The organism is Lactobacillus sp. UMNPBX4 (assembly GCF_002554115.1).
Taxonomy (GTDB): domain Bacteria; phylum Bacillota; class Bacilli; order Lactobacillales; family Lactobacillaceae; genus Lactobacillus; species Lactobacillus gallinarum.
Genome location: NZ_PCZF01000003.1, coordinates 20,077 through 37,952 on the forward strand (window position 1 = coordinate 20,077; position 17,876 = coordinate 37,952).

8 protein-coding genes, 2 tRNA genes, 2 pseudogenes and 1 riboswitch are annotated in these 17,876 nt (G+C 37.9%); of the genes and pseudogenes, 11 read left to right on the forward strand and 1 reads right to left on the reverse strand.

Features of this window, described 5'->3' with window-relative positions:
• Positions 1-43 precede the first annotated feature (43 nt).
• Positions 44-207: riboswitch (M-box (ykoK) riboswitch) on the forward strand.
• Between the two features lie 80 nt (positions 208-287).
• The 11 genes and pseudogenes from mgtA to CP355_RS01155 all read left to right on the forward strand — a co-directional run bounded on the left by mgtA (position 288) and on the right by CP355_RS01155 (position 17,373).
• Positions 288-2,975: pseudogene (gene mgtA / locus CP355_RS01105) on the forward strand (magnesium-translocating P-type ATPase).
• Positions 2,976-3,223: 248 nt separating this feature from the next.
• Positions 3,224-8,215, forward strand: coding sequence for a S8 family serine peptidase (locus tag CP355_RS01110; RefSeq protein ID WP_098043710.1), 4,992 nt, complete (start codon positions 3,224-3,226; stop codon positions 8,213-8,215).
• 364 nt (positions 8,216-8,579) lie between these two features.
• Positions 8,580-9,752, forward strand: a complete 1,173-nt coding sequence (locus tag CP355_RS01115) for an aminotransferase class I/II-fold pyridoxal phosphate-dependent enzyme (protein ID WP_098043711.1) — start codon at positions 8,580-8,582, stop codon at positions 9,750-9,752.
• A 76-nt stretch (positions 9,753-9,828) separates the two neighbouring features.
• Positions 9,829-10,867 (forward strand): annotated as a pseudogene (locus CP355_RS01120) (PTS transporter subunit IIC).
• Positions 10,868-11,167: 300 nt separating this feature from the next.
• On the forward strand, positions 11,168-12,664 hold the full coding sequence (locus tag CP355_RS01125; protein WP_098043712.1) for an SLAP domain-containing protein: 1,497 nt from the start codon (positions 11,168-11,170) through the stop codon (positions 12,662-12,664).
• A 140-nt stretch (positions 12,665-12,804) separates the two neighbouring features.
• Entirely contained in the window at positions 12,805-13,314 is a 510-nt protein-coding gene (locus tag CP355_RS01130) for a hypothetical protein (RefSeq protein ID WP_233186967.1), read from the forward strand.
• Positions 13,315-13,387: 73 nt separating this feature from the next.
• Positions 13,388-13,469 (forward strand) — tRNA-Tyr (locus tag CP355_RS01135).
• Positions 13,470-13,503: 34 nt separating this feature from the next.
• A tRNA-Gln gene (locus CP355_RS01140) sits at positions 13,504-13,575 on the forward strand.
• A 188-nt stretch (positions 13,576-13,763) separates the two neighbouring features.
• Positions 13,764-15,350, forward strand: a complete 1,587-nt coding sequence (locus CP355_RS01145; protein WP_098043727.1) for a peptide ABC transporter substrate-binding protein — start codon at positions 13,764-13,766, stop codon at positions 15,348-15,350.
• A gap of 117 nt (positions 15,351-15,467) precedes the next feature.
• The gene (locus CP355_RS01150) at positions 15,468-16,583 is read left to right on the forward strand and encodes a hypothetical protein (protein ID WP_098043714.1); all 1,116 of its coding nucleotides are present in this window, start codon (positions 15,468-15,470) and stop codon (positions 16,581-16,583) included.
• Positions 16,584-16,671: 88 nt separating this feature from the next.
• Positions 16,672-17,373, forward strand: a complete 702-nt coding sequence (locus CP355_RS01155) for a GntR family transcriptional regulator (protein WP_098043715.1) — start codon at positions 16,672-16,674, stop codon at positions 17,371-17,373.
• A gap of 64 nt (positions 17,374-17,437) precedes the next feature.
• On the opposite strand, the gene tagD is transcribed toward CP355_RS01155, so the two are convergent.
• Entirely contained in the window at positions 17,438-17,824 is a 387-nt protein-coding gene (gene tagD / locus CP355_RS01160; protein ID WP_025005397.1) for a glycerol-3-phosphate cytidylyltransferase, read from the reverse strand.
• Positions 17,825-17,876 lie beyond the last annotated feature (52 nt).

The window sequence follows — 17,876 nt, forward strand, 5'->3', positions numbered from 1 at the left end:
TTGTCAAATAATATGCATATAATAAAAATAAAAATTGAAAAAGCAAATAAACTGTTAGGTGAGGCTCCTACGTGAACACAAGCTATCGCCCGGAAACATCCAGAGATGCCAACGAGTAAAATAGTTCTTGTCGAGATAAGGCGAGATCCAGATAGCTAGCCTGTGCTTACGTCACGTAGTGTCAAAACTGAACGACGAGAAAAAATCGCTTAGATAAGGAGTTAATACTAATTGGTATTAGCTCCTTTTTAGTTTGTTTGCGTGTTTAATCAGAAAGTGTGATTAACATGGCAAAAAACAAGTTGCTGATGAATAAGAAGACGACCAACACGGATTTTGTAAAGCGCATAGCCCAGCAAACTCCTGATGAAGTTCTAAAGACGATGCACAGTTCGCTGAATGGTCTGTCTTCGACGGAAGCTAAAGAGCGTTTAGAAAAGGATGGCCCCAATGAGGTAGCCACTAAGAAACGTAATACTAAATTGCATTTCTTTATTGAATCTTTCTTCACTCCTTTCACAATGGTCCTGTTGCTGCTAGCAACGGTGTCGCTGTTTACCGACTACGTTTTTGTACCAGCAGGGCAAAAGGACTTGAGCACCGTAGTCATCATGATTACGATGATCATCATTTCTGGACTCACATCCTTTATCCAGAACGTAAAAACTAATGATGCGGTTGAGGATCTACTGAATATGGTTTCTGTGACCACCAATATTCGGCGTGATCAAAAGAATAAAGAAATTTCTACTAAAAAAGTTGTCACAGGAGATATCATCAATATTCACGCTGGTGACATGGTTCCAGCAGATATTAGATTGCTTCAAACTAAAGACCTGTTTTGTTCATCAAGTTCTTTGAACGGTGAATCAACACCTGTGGAAAAGATTGCGACTAAGAAGCCTGATCAAAAAGACATGGATCAATATTTGGACTATCCTGATGTAATCTATCAAGGAACAACTATTGTTTCTGGTTCAGGTGTCGGTGTCGTTTTAGCTACCGGTGAACAAACTGTCTTTGGTCGTTTGGCTAAGGATATTTCAAACAACGACGTTAAGGAAACTAACTTTGATGTCGGTATTAAGAACATTTCTAAATTATTGTTAACAATGACTGCCATCATTGCACCTTTAGTTTTGATCATTAACGGTTTGACTAAAGGTAACTGGCTCAACGCTTTGCTGTTCGCCATCGCTACAGCCGTTGGACTTACTCCAGAAATGTTACCAGTTATTGTTACTAGTAATTTGGTTAAGGGTTCGCTCGAAATGTCCAAGCACGGCACCATCGTTAAGAAGATGAACTCCATCCAAAACTTCGGTGCTGCCGACATTCTTTGTACTGATAAAACCGGTACTTTGACCCCAAAACAAGGTTGTATTGGAACGTCACTACAACTTGGATATGAAGGAAAATCCACAAGTTTTGCGGTTGGCTTATTTGAATTCGTACTTCCAAACGGGGATGCACGATTTGATGGACCAAGCCATTATCGATGCCGCTAGCGATGAGCTAGACGTTGAAGAAATTAAGCATGACTACACTAAGGTCGATGAAATTCCATTCGACTTCAAGCGTCGTCGTATGAGTGTTGTTGTAAAACGTCATGGCGATGGTCGTATCTTGGTAACAAAGGGTGCCGCCGAAGAAATGCTCGCCTGCTGCAATCGTGTGCAAGTCGGCGATCAAATTAACGATTTAACTGATGACTACAAGCAAAAGGTTTTGAAGCACATTGAAAGTTTAAACGAAGATGGTTTGAGAGTTGTTTTGCTTGCTTACCAAAACAATCCTGCTCAAGCCGGTGAATTCAATGTTAGCGATAAAAAGGATTTGATTCTAACCGGATTCTTGGCCTTCCTTGATCCACCTAAGGATGATGTTAAGGATGTACTTAAGCAGCTCAAGCAAGACGGCATCACCGTTAAGATTTTGACTGGCGATAACGCCACCGTAACTAAGAGTGTTGCTTCAAGAGTAGGCTTGAACACCAAGTACATTTATAGTGAAAAAGACTTTGTCGGTAAGAGCGACGATGAAGTTAAAAAGATGGTTGAAGAATGTAGCCTCTTTGTTAAGCTTTCACCAGAATACAAGGCCAAAATTATTCAAATTTTGAAAGAAAATGGTCACACCGTTGCCTACATGGGTGATGGGATCAACGATACGCCAGCTATGAAGAAGGCCGACGTGGCAATCTCAGTTGATACTGCCGTTGATATTGCTAAAAAGAGTGCCGACATTATCTTGCTCCACAAGAGTTTACGTACTTTGGAACATGGTGTAAGAATTGGGCGTCAGATCTTTGCTAACACGATGAAATACATCAAGATTACCTTGTCATCTAACTTTGGTAATATTTTGTCAATCTTAGTGGCATCATCATTCTTGCCATTCTTGCCAATGCTGCCAATGCAGTTATTGATCTTGGATTTGATCTACGGCACCTCTTGTCTATCAATTCCATTCGATACTGTTGGTGAAAAATATTTGGAAGTACCACGTAAGTGGGAGACAAGAAAGTTCCTAAGTTCATGTTCTACTTTGGTCCAACTTCTTCAGTCTTCGATATTATTACGTTTGCCTTGCTTTACTTCTGGATTTGTCCAAGCATTGTCGGAGCAAGTTACATGGCTGCTACTCCAAGTCAAAAGGCAGTCTTTATGGCAATCTTCTGGAGTGGTTGGTTCATCGAATCACTTTGGACACAAGAAATGGTTATTCAAGCATTGCGAGATCCAGCCGTTCCATTTATCCAACAACATTCTTCACCAGTTGTCATGCTCGCTACGATTGGTGCAGGCTTGATCGGTACCGCAATGCCTTACATCCCAAGCTTGGCCAAGGTAATGAAATTCGGTCCAATCCCAGAATTCTACGTTTTGGTAGTGTTAGTACTTTTGATTTTGTACATTGCACTTACTACTTTGGTAAAGCACTGGTACATGAAAAAAGAGGAGTTCTTAATTTAGATATTCATAGGATAATTACATTCGTTTAGAAAAGAAAAGGTCACGTTCCTAATCAACAATGCCATTGAGTTAAGACATTGTTAGAAAAGGAGTGACCTTTTTTGATTTGTAGTAAATATTTTTTTACTTTTGGTAAAGAAAATTACAAAAAAGTAAAAAAATTATTGAAAGGTTATAAAGGAGATGATATTCTTATATCAATTTAATTTAATATTAAGATTTTCTCATCAGAGAAGGGGGAATGATGTATGAGCAATTATAGCTGGCCAAAAGGTCACAACAAGTACTATTATGTTTTCAAGACAAGGGAGGACTTAAATAAGATTGAAACACAAAGACACGCTAGAGGTGTCTTGAACATGCGAAAGAAATGGGTGGCTACAGCTATTATTGCTTTAGCATCTGGATCGACAGTTTTATTAAGTCAAGCAAATTCTGCTCAGGCTGCAACTGAGAATCCATCGGTTTCAAATGTTAAATTCTCTGTGGTTGAAAATGAAAATGACTCACAGAATTCTAATAATACTAATCAAGAGACTAACCAAGAAGATACTCAAGCTGAGAACGCTGATCAAAATAAGGTTCAAGCTCAAAATGAGCAAAGTGCAGTACAGTCGCAAAAAAATCAAGATACTGCTCAGTCTCAGGATCAACAAACTCAGGTTGTACAAGACAATAAGCAATCAGTACCTGAACCAGCTAATCAAGCTGATCACGTGAAGGGAAATGTGCAATCGGCGTGGAATCAGGGTTATAGAGGTCAAAATACAGTAGTAGCTGTAATTGATTCTGGTGCAGATCCTAATCATAAAGATTTTCAAACGATGCCATCTGATCCCAAACTAAAAAAGGACGATGTGCAAAAGAAGATTGATCAGCAAGGTTACGGAAAATATGTGAATGAGAAATTTCCATATGTTTATAATTATGCTGATAGAGATAATGATTACATTACCTCTGATGATACAAATCCAAATGATAGTCCTCACGGCCAACACGTTTCTGGAATTATCGCAGCAGATGGACATCCCGATGATAATAAGCAATATGTAGTTGGGGTAGCTCCCGAAGCACAATTGATGCAATTGAGAGTTTTTGGTCAATTTTCTGACGAAAAAACTGACGATGTTGCAAGAGCAATTTATGATGCTACTAATTTAGGCGCGGATGTCATTCAGATGTCTTTAGGTCAAGGAGTTGCTGATCAACAATTGACTAACATTGAACAAAAGGCGGTTCAATATGCTATAGATCACGGAGTTTTTGTTTCAATTTCTGCATCCAACAACGGTAACTCAGCTTCGGTTGATAACCCAAGTAATATTACTGTGAGAGGTTATAATTCAGGCTCTGAAGCTGGAAACTATGAGCCACTTAATTCTGGTACTGTCGCCAATCCTGGGGCTTCGAAGAATGCTTTAACTGTGGCAGCTGAAACTTCAGACACTGGTGCAGATAGCGATATGGCTTACTTCTCATCATGGGGACCTCTGTCAGATTTTAGTTTAAAGCCAGATTTAGCTGCACCAGGTTATCAGGTTGTTTCAACTGTGAATAATAATCAGTATCAAACGATGAGCGGTACCTCAATGGCTGGACCCTTTGCTGCCGGGAGTGCAGCCTTGGTAATTCAGCGTTTGAAGAAAACCAATCCAGAATTAAAAGGTGCTGAACTTGTGGCTGCTACTAAAGCATTATTGATGAACAGTGCAAAGATTCAAACTCAAAAAGGCTATACTACACCAGTTTCTCCAAGAAGACAGGGAGCAGGACAAATTGATGTTGGTGCCGCTACTGCTAATCCGGTTTATGTAACAACACCAGATGGCACCAGTTCTTTATCTCTACGTCAAGTTGATGAAAAAACAGCTTTAACTCTTACTTTCCATAATTTAACTGATGAAGCACAAACGTACACTTTTGATGATTTAGGTGGAGGTTATACCGAAAAGCGTGACGAAGATACTGGAGTCTTTTATGATGTTCAACTGGCTGGTGTTCATGTAAATGGCCAAAATAGTTTTACTTTAGCTCCAAAAGAAGTTAAAGATTTTCAATATACTTTGGATTTACAAGGTTTAACTAAGAATCAGCCGGTAGAAGGTTGGCTTCACTTTACTAACGACAAAGATAAATCGACAGTGGTTGTGCCATATTTAGCTTACTATGGTGATCTAACTAGTGAAAATGTCTTTGATCAAAATGCTAATGAAGACAAGCCGGATGTTCAAGGTAATCGTTTAGTTAATGAAAATAATTACCCACTTGGCGTAGCTGATCAGGAATCCTTGAAGCAGTTAGTAAATATCGATGGTAATTATGATTGGCAAGAAGTTGCTAAATTGTATGAAAGTGGTAAGGTAGCCTTTTCACCGAATAATGATCACCAAAGTGATCTCATCAAGCCATATGCTTACTTGAAGCAAAATGTAAAAGATCTCAAGGTTGAGATTTTAGATGCAAAAGGTAATGTAGTTCGTGTGGTATCTGACATTCAAGGTGTTGATAAGTCCTATGATGAAAATGGTGTAACTAAAGATGCCAGTCTTTCAGTTTCAATGCGTGATAATCCTGATGCTTTTGAATGGGACGGAAAGGTTTATGATACTAAGACTGGTCAAATGGTAACAGCTCCTGATGGAAAGTATACTTACCGTTTTGTAGCTACTTTATGGAATGAAGGTCCAAATCAAAAGCAAACTGCGGACTTTCTAGTTGAAGTTGATACTCAAGCTCCTAACTTAAGTGTTAAATATGATGCAGCATCTCATACTTTATCAGGTAATTATGAAGATGCAGGTGCTGGATTTACAAATTATTCATATGCAACAGTTAAGGTAAATGATAAGGTCTTTGGCTATAAGTTAAATGATGGTGAGTCTGGTTTTGACAATAATGTCAAAACTAAGGGACACTTTAATTTTGTCCTAAGTCCAGATACCTTAGCTGCATTGAGCGGAAGTTTGAATAAAGTATCTGTTGCATTGAGTGATGTTGCAAACAATACTACTGTTCAAACTATTGATGTAGCAGGAGTTAAAGATAAACCAGCAGTTTCTGTTTGGAATGCAACTGATGGTTTAGAATTTGATAAAAATTCAGCCGATTATAATAAGGAAAATAATACCTATACTTTGTATGGCTCAGCTAATGAAGACTTTTACTTAAATGGTAAATTAGTTCAGGTTCATGATGGAAAATATGAAGTACCTGTTAAAGCAGACAATACGGAATTGGTATTTTCAAGTGATCAAGCTGGTAAAAATGTTTTGAAATCATTTACTCCATTCACTCCACAAGCATTCTTCAATTGGCAAAATGTTGATGGCTTTGATGGTAACTTTGGTGTAAGTATCTACTCAGTTGAAACTAATGATCCAAACGATGCAGTTGTCCAAGCAGCTGTACCAAAGGGCAACAATGTTAAAGCTTATGCTCAAGATTACTTTACTGGTGAATTATATGAAGGGAAAGTAGAAAATGGTGTAGCTACTTTCCATGTTCATACTTCAATCAATAAAGGAAAAGATGGTATCTTTAGGCGTGCGCTTTTAACTGGTTGGACTGAAGTTAGCGGTCCATCTTATAATGATAAACAAGTTACCAGTAAGGATGGTGTAGCTAGTTCAAATCACTTAGGTGTTTACTACACCGCCGATAAAGTTGACAGAAAGCTTTACACTAATCGTTATGATTTAGGGGTAGATGTACAAGATGAAGCAGCTGATGTTAGTGCATTTGGCCCAACTGCATATCCAGGACATGCTTTATCTGATTTAACTACGCGCACTGATCCTAACCCAGCAATCCATTTTGATTATTTAAACGATAACAATACTACTCGTTTTGGTCAAAACGCAGTAACTAAGGGTTACTACGATCCTGCAACTAAGAAGTTTACGGTTATCGGTCACGTTGATTCTGATGTCAAATCATTGACTGTATTAGCTGATAGTTCAGATGAAAATGCCCCACAAAATCAAGTTAAACTAGATAAAGATGGTAAATTCAGCTTTATCTTTACCGCAGAAAATGTCGGTCAACGTCCAGTTGCATATATCTATACTGATGAAAACGGACAAAAGGTTCGCGGTACTTTAAATATTATTTTAGATACTGTGGTACCAACTTTAAATGTTGATCAAGTTAATGGAAATGAACTTCATGTTAAGACCAATAACCCTGTCTTTAAACTTACGGGGGTTGTCAACGATAATTTGGATGGTTACAGACTCTATGTAAATGGGGATAATATCTATCGTGAATTCTTAAACTCAGGCTACAATAAATTGGCCGGCTTGAATACTGATAATGAAGATGTAAATTCATATGGACCACATAATTTTGAAGAAAGTTTCAATTTAAATGATGATAATAATCAACCCACAACTCATGTATTTACTGTTTACGTGGTTGATCAAGTAGGTAATAAGGTTGAAAAGAAGATTACTGTTGATTATGATCCAAATTATGTGGCAGAAGTTCCAAATTCCAATCAAGATAATAACCAAACTACAGTATCTGGAGTAGTTCCAAACAATAATCAATCTGTAGTTTCAGATACTACTTCAACTGTTTTAGATAAAAATGGAGAAAAGAAGAATGATTTAAGCGATGATGTCTTAACTACAAAATCATTCCCACTTCTTCACAATGCTTACTTATATGATGAAAACAGCGAAGTTGTTTTAACCAGCAACCCAAACAAGAAGTCAAGTTTGAAGAAAGGACAAACAATTAGCGCCCTTCAAAATGGTCATGTTTATGTCATCAAAGGCGTAAAATTCTATCAAGTTGGTAAGAATCAATATGTAAAAGTTGCCAATACTGTTTTACAAGCCGGTAAGAGATTGCAATTGAAACATAATGCTTTTGTTTATGATGCTGAGGGTAATGTGGTTAAGAAACATGGCAAGAAAGTTGTTTTAAGTAAGAATAAGTGGATCTCCGCTTTAAATAATGCTGATAAATTTACGGTTAAAGGAGTCCAATACTATAAACTTGGTGATAATCAATTTGTTAAGGTTGCTAATACTGTTGTTCAACCAGCTAAAAAGCTTAAGTTGACACGTAATGCTTTTGTCTATGATCAAAATGGAAAACGTGTGAAAAATGCTAAACTTTTAAAGAGGGGAACAAATATCTTAGCTTTAAATAATGCTGAAAAGTTTAGATTTAATAATAAGACTTATTATCAAATTGGTAAGAACCAATATGTAAAAGTGGCTAACACACTATAATTTAAGCTTTCCTATAAAGAAGGCATACATTGCCAAATTGATATTTTAAGCTTCTAGATCATTCATTTACGATTTATCGTATTTGAATGATCTTTTTTAAAAGGTAATCAGTTCTATTTAGATTGGTTAGAACGACTGTCTGATTTAGGATCATTGATTCTAAATTTATGCACCAAGTTTAATAGTTATGAGGTTCTAAATTAAGCACAGAAGTAGTGCAATGTGTAGAGTTATGGACACTTTGACAGATTTGTAGTGGAGTTTGTGGAAAAACATAAAAAGTAAGAATTAATTTTTCTTTTGACAAGGATTAAAAAGACTCCTATATTTGAATTAATTTAGTTCGATATAGGGAGGAAAAACTATGGTCGACTTAACAAAACACATGAAAAAAGGCTTGGTTGAACAAAAGCCAGGGCAGATTTTAGCCTTTGCGGCTTACACCAACAAAATTCCCGACATTATCAAATTCACAATTGGTGAGCCTGACTTTAACACACCAGAGCATATTAAAAAAGCGGCCGAAGCCAGCATCGCTAACAACCATTCGCACTATGCGCCATCTAACGGGACTCCAGGTTTGCGCAAGGCGGCAGCCGATTTTTTAGCTGAAAAATATGGACAAAAATACGACCCAAGCGAAATTTTGATCACCAATGGGGTAACGGAGTCGATCTACGACTTTTTGACTGCGGTGCTTAATCCAGGCGACGTTGTTTTGGTGCCAACACCAATTTTTCCGCTTTATATTGGGGATGCCCTATCCATGGGTGCAACGGTTGAACAAATTGACACTTCTGACGATGACTTCAAATTAACGCCGGATAAATTGCAAGCAGCTTTGGACAAATACGGCGATCGAGTAAAGGCATTGGTGATGAACTATCCAACAAACCCAACGGGCGTTATGTACACGCAAGATGAGCTCGATGCATTAGCTGATGTGGTGCGTGACAAGCCAATCTTTGTTCTTGCCGATGAAATTTACAGCGAACTTAATTATGATCAGTCACATGCTTCGATGGAAAAGACCTTGCATGATCAAGTCGTATTGATGAACGGTGTGTCCAAGGCATGGGCGATGACAGGTTACCGGATCGGTGTGGTGGCTGCACCTAAGCCGATTTTGGATCAAATTGCCAAGATTCATCAAGCGATTACCACGACGGAGCCAACGCCAATGCAGGATGCGGCTGAAGAGGCCCTGGCTAACGGCAAAGACGATGCTTTGCCAATGAAAAAAGAATTCCAGAAGCGTCGCGATGTGCTTTATGATGGTTTAACCAAATTGGGCTTTGAATGCGTCAAGCCAAAGGGTGCCTTCTACATTTTTGCGAAGATTCCGGCAGGGCTTGAACAAGATGATACCAAGTTCATCTATGATTTAGCTGAGAAAGGCCGCGTGGCTGTGGTTGCTGGTTCATTCTTTGCCAAGGGCGGCGAAGGCTACATTCGTTTGTCTTACGCAACTTCGATGGACAATATCAAGGAAGGTTTGAAGCGGCTGGAGAAGTACGTTAAGGAAAATATGGATTAATTAAATATAACTATGAAGAAAGCTCCAGAGATATGCTCTGGGGCTCTTTATTTTTAACAAAACGAGGAAAGGACCTATGCGAAAAGATTTCAAGGAAAACCTTTTGAATATATTAAACGGCGTCAGTTCCGGCGTTGTGATCGCGCTGGTGCCGGGTGCGCTGATTAATGAGCTGATGAAAGGGATGTCTAGCTTCTGGCCAGGTGCGCAAGAAATATTGACGATGACGACGCTGATGCAAAACTTACTGGCCGTGTTCGCCGGGATGTGCGTGTCATACCTGCTCAAGTTCAACTTGATTCAGTCGGGTTCGGTTGCGGCAGCTGCGATGATTGCCAGTGGTGCGTTTGAAATGAAAAACGGCCACATTATGTTGAACGGATCAGGGGATGTCATCAACATTGCGCTTACAATCTTTATTGCGGCAACGCTAGTGAAGTACTTAACGCCAAAATTGGGCAGCTACACGGTGCTCTTCTTGCCATTGTCAGTAGCTGTGTTTGCTGGAGGGCTTGGTCAATTTGCACTGCCTTACACCAAGATGATTACAGGCATGATTGGTAGCGTCGTTTCTGTTTTGACTGACTTCCAACCACTTGTGATGGGTATGTTTATGGGTGCGATCTTTGCGGCATTGATCGTTTCTCCGATTTCCTCTGTGGGGATTGCGATGGCGATCGGAATCGAAGGTATTGCATCAGGTAGTGCCAACCTGGGCATCACCGCCGGTGCGTTTACTTTGGCTATTATGAGTAGCAAGGTTAACGGCTCGGGACAACGATTGCGCACTTTTTGGGTACGCCTAAGATTCAGATGGCTAATATTTTGAGAAATCCTAAGTTGTTCGGCCAGTGGTTGTGTCCGCTGGGATTGCCGGCTTGGTTGGTGCGATCTTCAACATCACAGGTACGGCTAACTCTGCTGGCTTCGGTTCAGCAGGATTGATTGGTCCGCTTGCGGCTTACCAAAATATGGCGAGTGGTCCGATTACGATTGGGTTCTTGTTGGTTATTTTTGCGGGGATGCCACTACTGCTTGGCTACCTCATGCATTACATTTTTATTCAAAAGTTGGCTTTCGTTAAGGAAGAAGATCTTTTAGTTAAAAATGAATAAAAATAACTCATTGGTGGATTAAAAGTCAATAGTTTGAGACGGAATTCACAAAACTGTAAATTTATGAATTATTTTTGTAATGGTGTGGTAACTACAGTTTAACTTTTTCGTTGTAGCATATCTGTAGCGATTTAAGGGAAGGGTAGTCCTGAAAATCGCGTACCTGATCTAAGTGTTGTTTTTATACAATAATAGGAAAAATGGTATAATAGATTCACAAGCGAGTAAGAGATAAAGATAACGAGAATATTTCTTATCGATTGCTTGCGTAGTGAATTTTTCTGAAAAGGAGACCACATAATGAAGAAGAATTTAAGAATTGTTAGTGTTGCAGCTGCCGCATTATTGGCAGTCGCTCCGGTCGCAACTAGTGTTGTACCTACTGTTGGTGCTAACGTTGTTCAAGCTGCTGACAGCAATGAAACTGGTTTGGGTAGTAGTACTGGTACACCTACTCCATCAAACAGTAATGCCGTAACTGGTAGTACACCATACTTTTATATGAATGGTGGAGAAGCCATTTATAACGGTGGATCATTCAGAACCCCATTTAATGCAAGTGGTTTTACAAAGGTCAGCCAAATTGTTAGTGCTATTAATGACAACATTAACTTTGCACCTGATGGCTCAAATGGTAATGGTCGTAAGGAAGACATTACAATTGCACAAGTTAAGAAGCAATTGGATGCTTTAAAGATTAAGTATACAGCTATCAAAGATGATAAAAATGGTGATGCTACTTTAGATAAGAGTACTTTACCAGCTAACTTTGACATTACTTTGCAACACACTGTTGGTAATACTGCTTATAGAGTAACTGTTCCATTCTATACTACAGCTACTCCAACTCCAGTTACTGGTGCTCCAGCATTCTACGTTCAAAAGGGTAATGGCGCTGCTGCTGAAACTACAAGTGGCCAAACCTACCAAGTAGTTGCAGGTTCAAACTTTAACCCATTGAGCTTTACTAACAGTAATGGTGAAACCGTAACATTCTCAGCACGTCAATCAAGTAACAATGGCGCAGCTGCAAGTATCTCAGTTGCTTCAAACCCAGTAGACACTACTAATGCAGGTCGTTTCTACACTGTTAGATTAACTGCTACTAACAATGGTGGTAAGACTAGCTCACTTTCATACACTGTTTTGGTAGTATCAAACGGTTTACAAAAGGTATATGCTAACGGTGCAACTTCAGTACCAACTTACAGCATCTACGGTAACCAAGTTTCATCAAACTCAACTACCTTTAAGGATGGTCAAGAAGTTTACGTAGGTAACACTACTAGAGAAATTAACAAGGTATCATACACTAAGGTTTCAACTACTTCAAAGGCAAACGCTGATTCTTCAAGCAACAACCTTTGGATCCAAACCTCAGCTTTGACCCAAACTACTCCATCAGACAGCAACACTGAAACCCATGCTGTAATGGTTGACTCAAGAGCTTACGACAAGAACGGTAACTACTTAGGTCACATGTACTATGCTTACAATGACATTGAAATTGTTCCAACTATTGTAACTATCAACGGTAAGACATACTACAAGGTAGCTAACAAGGACGAATACGTTCGTGTAACTAACATTACTGGTACTCAACGTAAGTTGCGTCACAATGCCTACATTTACTGGTCATCATACCGTCGTACCCCGGGTACTGGTAAGATGTACAAGGGTCAAACTGTAACTACTTACGGTGCTTCATACAGATTCAAGAATGGCAAGAAGTACTACAGAATTGAAGGTTGCAGAAACAACAACAAGCGTTACATCAAGGCTGTAAACTTCTATTAAAAAGTAGAATTTAAATAAACGAAAAAGTCGGTGTAAAAATACATCGGCTTTTTTGCTGTACAATTAAAGAAATGTATTAAGTAATAAGAGGCAAAGTTATTAGCTTATGGATATTTTTAATTATCTTGATTTATTCTTTTTTGAAAACTACGGTTGAGTATGAAACAGCGACCAGATTATCATTGATCATCATTCCGCTATATTCTGCGATTATGATGATTTTAAGCATAGGTCAAAATTTTACACCTCTAACTATGCTTGTTACGTTGTTCTTGATTTTGTTTGGTATTGCAATAGGACTGTTTCAAACACGCAATGTTAAAGTTAAGATTAGTAATGAAAAAGATAAGCTAGGATTACCTAAAGTTAAAATTAAAAGAGGTGGGCATTACTTAGTTGGTTGGATTATTATCTTCATTCTTGGTATTCTGGTCGAATTGTTCTACGGTGCAGAAATGGATAAAACAGAACTATCAGAAAAACTGATTATTGAAATCTTACGAGATATTTCTAGTATTGTCATGTTCACCAATAAGAGTTCTTGGTTCATTTGGGTACTCAACGTTAGTTCTAGTTGGACTTATGATACATATTTATTATTGGAATATCCTAAGTTGCGGCAATATGTAGTTTTACGTCAAAAGGATTAATTTATTTGCAAAAAAATTGAAAATACCCTTGCATTTTACCTGGATATTAGTTATTATAATTAAGTCAGCTAACGGAGGAGTAGCGAAGTGGCTAAACGCGGCGGTCTGTAAAACCGCTCTCTCTGAGTTCGGCGGTTCGAATCCACCCTCCTCCATTGTTGAACGACAAGTAAAAAGTTCAGCTGGTATTGGGTTATAGCCAAGTGGTAAGGCAATGGTTTTTGGTACCATCATGCGCTGGTTCGAATCCAGCTAACCCAATAGTTCTAAAAGAACACCCAACCCAAAGAAAAAGCATCATATGGTGCTTTTTCTTTTTTGCGTTTTTAGTTAAAACTGTTTGAAATATTTCTAACATAATGTATACTTATAAAATGTTAGCATTATACAAAAAGTAAGTAAAGGGGGAGATGAAAATTAAAAAATTTAAGCGATTTTTTTCCGGATTAATGGTCATAGAAATGGGATTGGTGTTAGCTGCATGTTCCTCTAACAGTGGATTATCTCAAGCTAAGACTCAAACAATGAATACTTACGTCTCAAATGAAATTTCTACTTTAGATTCAAGTAAGTATGGTGATACTACTAGCTCAGAAGTATTACAGAATTCAATGGAAGGTTTGTACCGATTTGATAAAAATAATAAAGCTATTTTAGCTGGAGCTACTAGTGTTAAGCATTCTAAAGATCAACGCGTCTATACGTTTGATTTGCGTAAGAATGCAAAATGGTCTAATGGAGATCCAGTAACTGCAACGGATTATGTAACTGCTTGGCGCAGGACTGTAGATCCAAAAAATTCTTCATTAGATAGTGATAGCTATGCGATTATTAAAAATGGTACTAAAATTACACAAGGTAAGGCACCAGTTAACTCTTTAGGAATTAAGGCGTTAGGTAAATATAAATTACAGATTACTTTGGCTTATCCTATACCATATTTACCAGAAATTTTAGAGGGTGCACAATTTTATCCACAAAATACTAAACTCGTTAAAAAGTTAGGCTCTAAGTATGGAACTAGCAGTAAGAATTTAGTTTATAATGGACCATTTACAGTTACCGGTTGGACTGGCTCCAACTTAAAGTGGGTATATAAAAAGAATCCTAATTATTGGAATAAGAAAGATATTGCTTTAAATAAAGTCAACGTTCAAGTGGTACAAACACCATCGACAGGAGTGAACCTCTTTAGAAGTGGTCAACTTGACTATGCGGCTTTAACTTCGGATTTTGTTAAGCAATATGAAAAGAATCCTAATTTTCATACGCGTACAACGCCAACAAATGGTTACCTTTCATTCAATATTAAAAAGAAAGTAACCGGCAATGTTCATATTCGTCGAGCTATTAGTCAAGCGATCGATAAGCAGCAATTGGTTAAAACTATTTTGCATCAAGGTAAAGCAGCTAATGGTATTGTAGCGTCTGATTTTATCACTGATCAGTCAACTGGTAAAGATTACCGCCAAGATGCAGGTGATTTAGTAACTTATAATCCTAAGAATGCTCGTAAGGAATGGAACTTAGGCAAAAAAGAATTGGGCAAGGAAAAGATTAACCTAGAATTATTAACCTCTGACGTTGATGATTCTAAGCGTGTTGGTGAATTCATTCAAAGTAATTTGATGAAGAATCTTCCAGGTCTTAATTTAACAGTTAAATCGATTCCACTTAAATCACGGTTAGCTAATACCACTAATCATAATTATGATTTTGTCTTTGGTACTTGGCAGCCTAGTTATGAAGATCCGCTTGATTTCTTGACGGTGGGTGGTTTATTTAACCTGCAACCAGATTATCATAATGATAATTTCTGGCATCAAATTGATATGGCTAAAACCACTTATGCTACTAACCCAAAGAAGAGATTACAAGCTTTGATCAATGCCGAAAATCAATTGATCAAAAAGGATGCTTTTGCGGCACCGCTTTATCAAGCTGGTGTATCATACCTACTTAATAAGAAAGTGACTGGTTTCCAATTGTCACCTTACGGTAATGTCGCATATTATTGGAATGTAAAAATTAAATAAGATGTAATTGAGCAAATGCTTCAAAGCGTTTGCTCTTTTGGTGTAAAATATAAAATTGCGCCTTAAAAGAAAAAACAGGTAAAATAGAGGCTGACTTTTGACTAGAAAGGATTATTTATGGCTAGAATAATTAGAGTTGGCGGCTCTAGCAGCGCTACTAGTTGGCATGATGCATTAAATGATTTGCGTGCCGATGATGTATTGATGTTGGGACCCGGATATTATTATTTGCCTAGAGGTCGAGAATTAACCGATATTACAATTAAAGGAACTGGTAGTTTAGCTGAGGATACAACTATTTATGGTAACATCAGCGTTTCGGAAGATAGTCGTTATGTCACATTAGAAAATCTCTGCGTGAATACGACAACAGATAATAATAGTATTTTTGTACCAATAGAAACTAACGGTTACGTTACTTTAAGAAACTGTTGTGTTAAGGGGTATGGTACAGATACGGCAGCTATTGCCATTAATGGTAAAGTGACTCTTGAACTTTATTCAACTAAGATAACTGGTGGATCTGTTTCTATGTACGAAAATGCAGATTTTCGTTTAGAGATGAATGATTCACAAATTGATTATCCATCTGAAAATTATTGTGCTCTAGCTCTTGAAGGGCACGGAACGGCAATTATTAATAATTCTAATATTCGCGGCAGTATCAATACCTTTTTGAAAACAAATGCGGAATTAGATCTCAATAACTCTGAGGTCGATTATGTGTTATTGCACGGCCAAACTTGGATGAATATGCTTAATAGTACTCTTACTGCTAAGGATGATTCATGCCTTTATCTAAGTGATAATTGTTGGAGCAACATCGTTAATAGCAAATTTAACGGTGGGATTTATATCGATAAAAAGACGCATACTATTATCCAAAATTCAACTATTGATCGCATGATCGTAGTTGATGAGGCTAAGGTGACAATGAATAATTCCATTGTGATGGAGCATGCTGATTTTCAAGATAAGAGCAGTTGTGAGGCTACGCGGGTAACCTTTATCGGAAATATGAATTATGAATATTTTTTAGCCTTAAGTGGACATGCTCAATTGAATGGCCATGATTTAATTCTTCATCCTAACCAGGCGGATTTGGCAGTGCAGGACGAAGCTAAATTAAAGACCAACGTCTTAGCTGCGCAAACTGATACATTGAATGTGGAATATAATAAGCGTCCAAACGTTTATATTTTAGGGATGCACTGGACCGCTAAGAAAAAATAATCAGGCAAAATTAACTTAGTGTATGAAATGCAATCTAGACCAATTTAGCATATAATAATAATTGGTATTAAACTTTGGGGGTGTAGTTATGGAAGAACCAATGTACATCAAGATCCACAACCAGATTAAACGCGATATTGAAAACCACGTTTATAAAGTAGGGGACCGAATTCCAGCAGAACGCCAGCTATCAGTGCGCTTTGGCGTTTCACGGATGACTTTGCGCCAAGCAATTAAAACATTGGAAGAAGAAGGAATTCTTGAACGCCGACTAGGTAGCGGGACTTATGTTGCCAGTCAAAAAGTGCAAGAAAAAATGTCTGGTATCATGTCGTTTACTGAAATTACCAAAGCTAATGGCCAAGTACCTTCAAGTAAATTAATTTCCTATCAAGTAGGGAATCCATCTTTATCTGAAAAAGAACGCTTAGCTCTTAACCAGGATGAAAATGTATTGCGCATGGAAAGAATTCGTTATGCAGATGATATTCCAATTTGTTATGAAGTAGTTACGGTGCCATATTATTTGGTTAAAGACTTTTCTAAAGAAGATATTTCTAGCCATTTGTATGAAACCTTGGAAAAGCGTAGCGGTTTTGAAATTGGCAAAGTAACGGAACACATTTCTGCGGCTATTGCTAATGAACAAGATGCGCGTTTATTGAAGGCCAAGAAGGGCGAACCTTTAATCACTAGACGACAGGTAACTGAACTGGCATCTGGACAACCATTTGAATATACGCGTGCTCGTTACGTGGCTGAACGATTTGAATTTACTTTTTCTAAGTAGAATTAAAAGGACAAAATAAAAACTCCAATTTCACTCAAAAACTTGAGTGGAACTGGAGCTTTTTTTATTTTAGATCTTCTTTGATTTTAGTGGTTGAAATCCCTGGTGTTCTTGGCAAGTAAACAACCTTACAATAAGGCTTTAAGAAGTCAAACTTGCCTTCCCAATCGCTGCCCATTACAAAAGTATCGACATTGTACTTTTTAATATCGTCGATTTTTTGATCCCAATCTTTTTCAGGGATAACCTCATCAACGTAGCGAATAGCTTCCAAAATATATTTGCGTTCGGGATAAGTATTGTAAGCTTCCTTGTGCTTTTTGAATTCATTAAATTCATCAGTAGAAAGTCCTACAATTAAATAATCGCCTAATTCTTTAGCTCTTTTAAGCAGACGAACATGACCATAGTGAAGCAGGTCAAACGTGCCATAAGTAATTACCTTTTTCATTTTTTCTCCTTTTAACAAGACAATCTTATCATGTTTGAAGAAAAGATAAAAC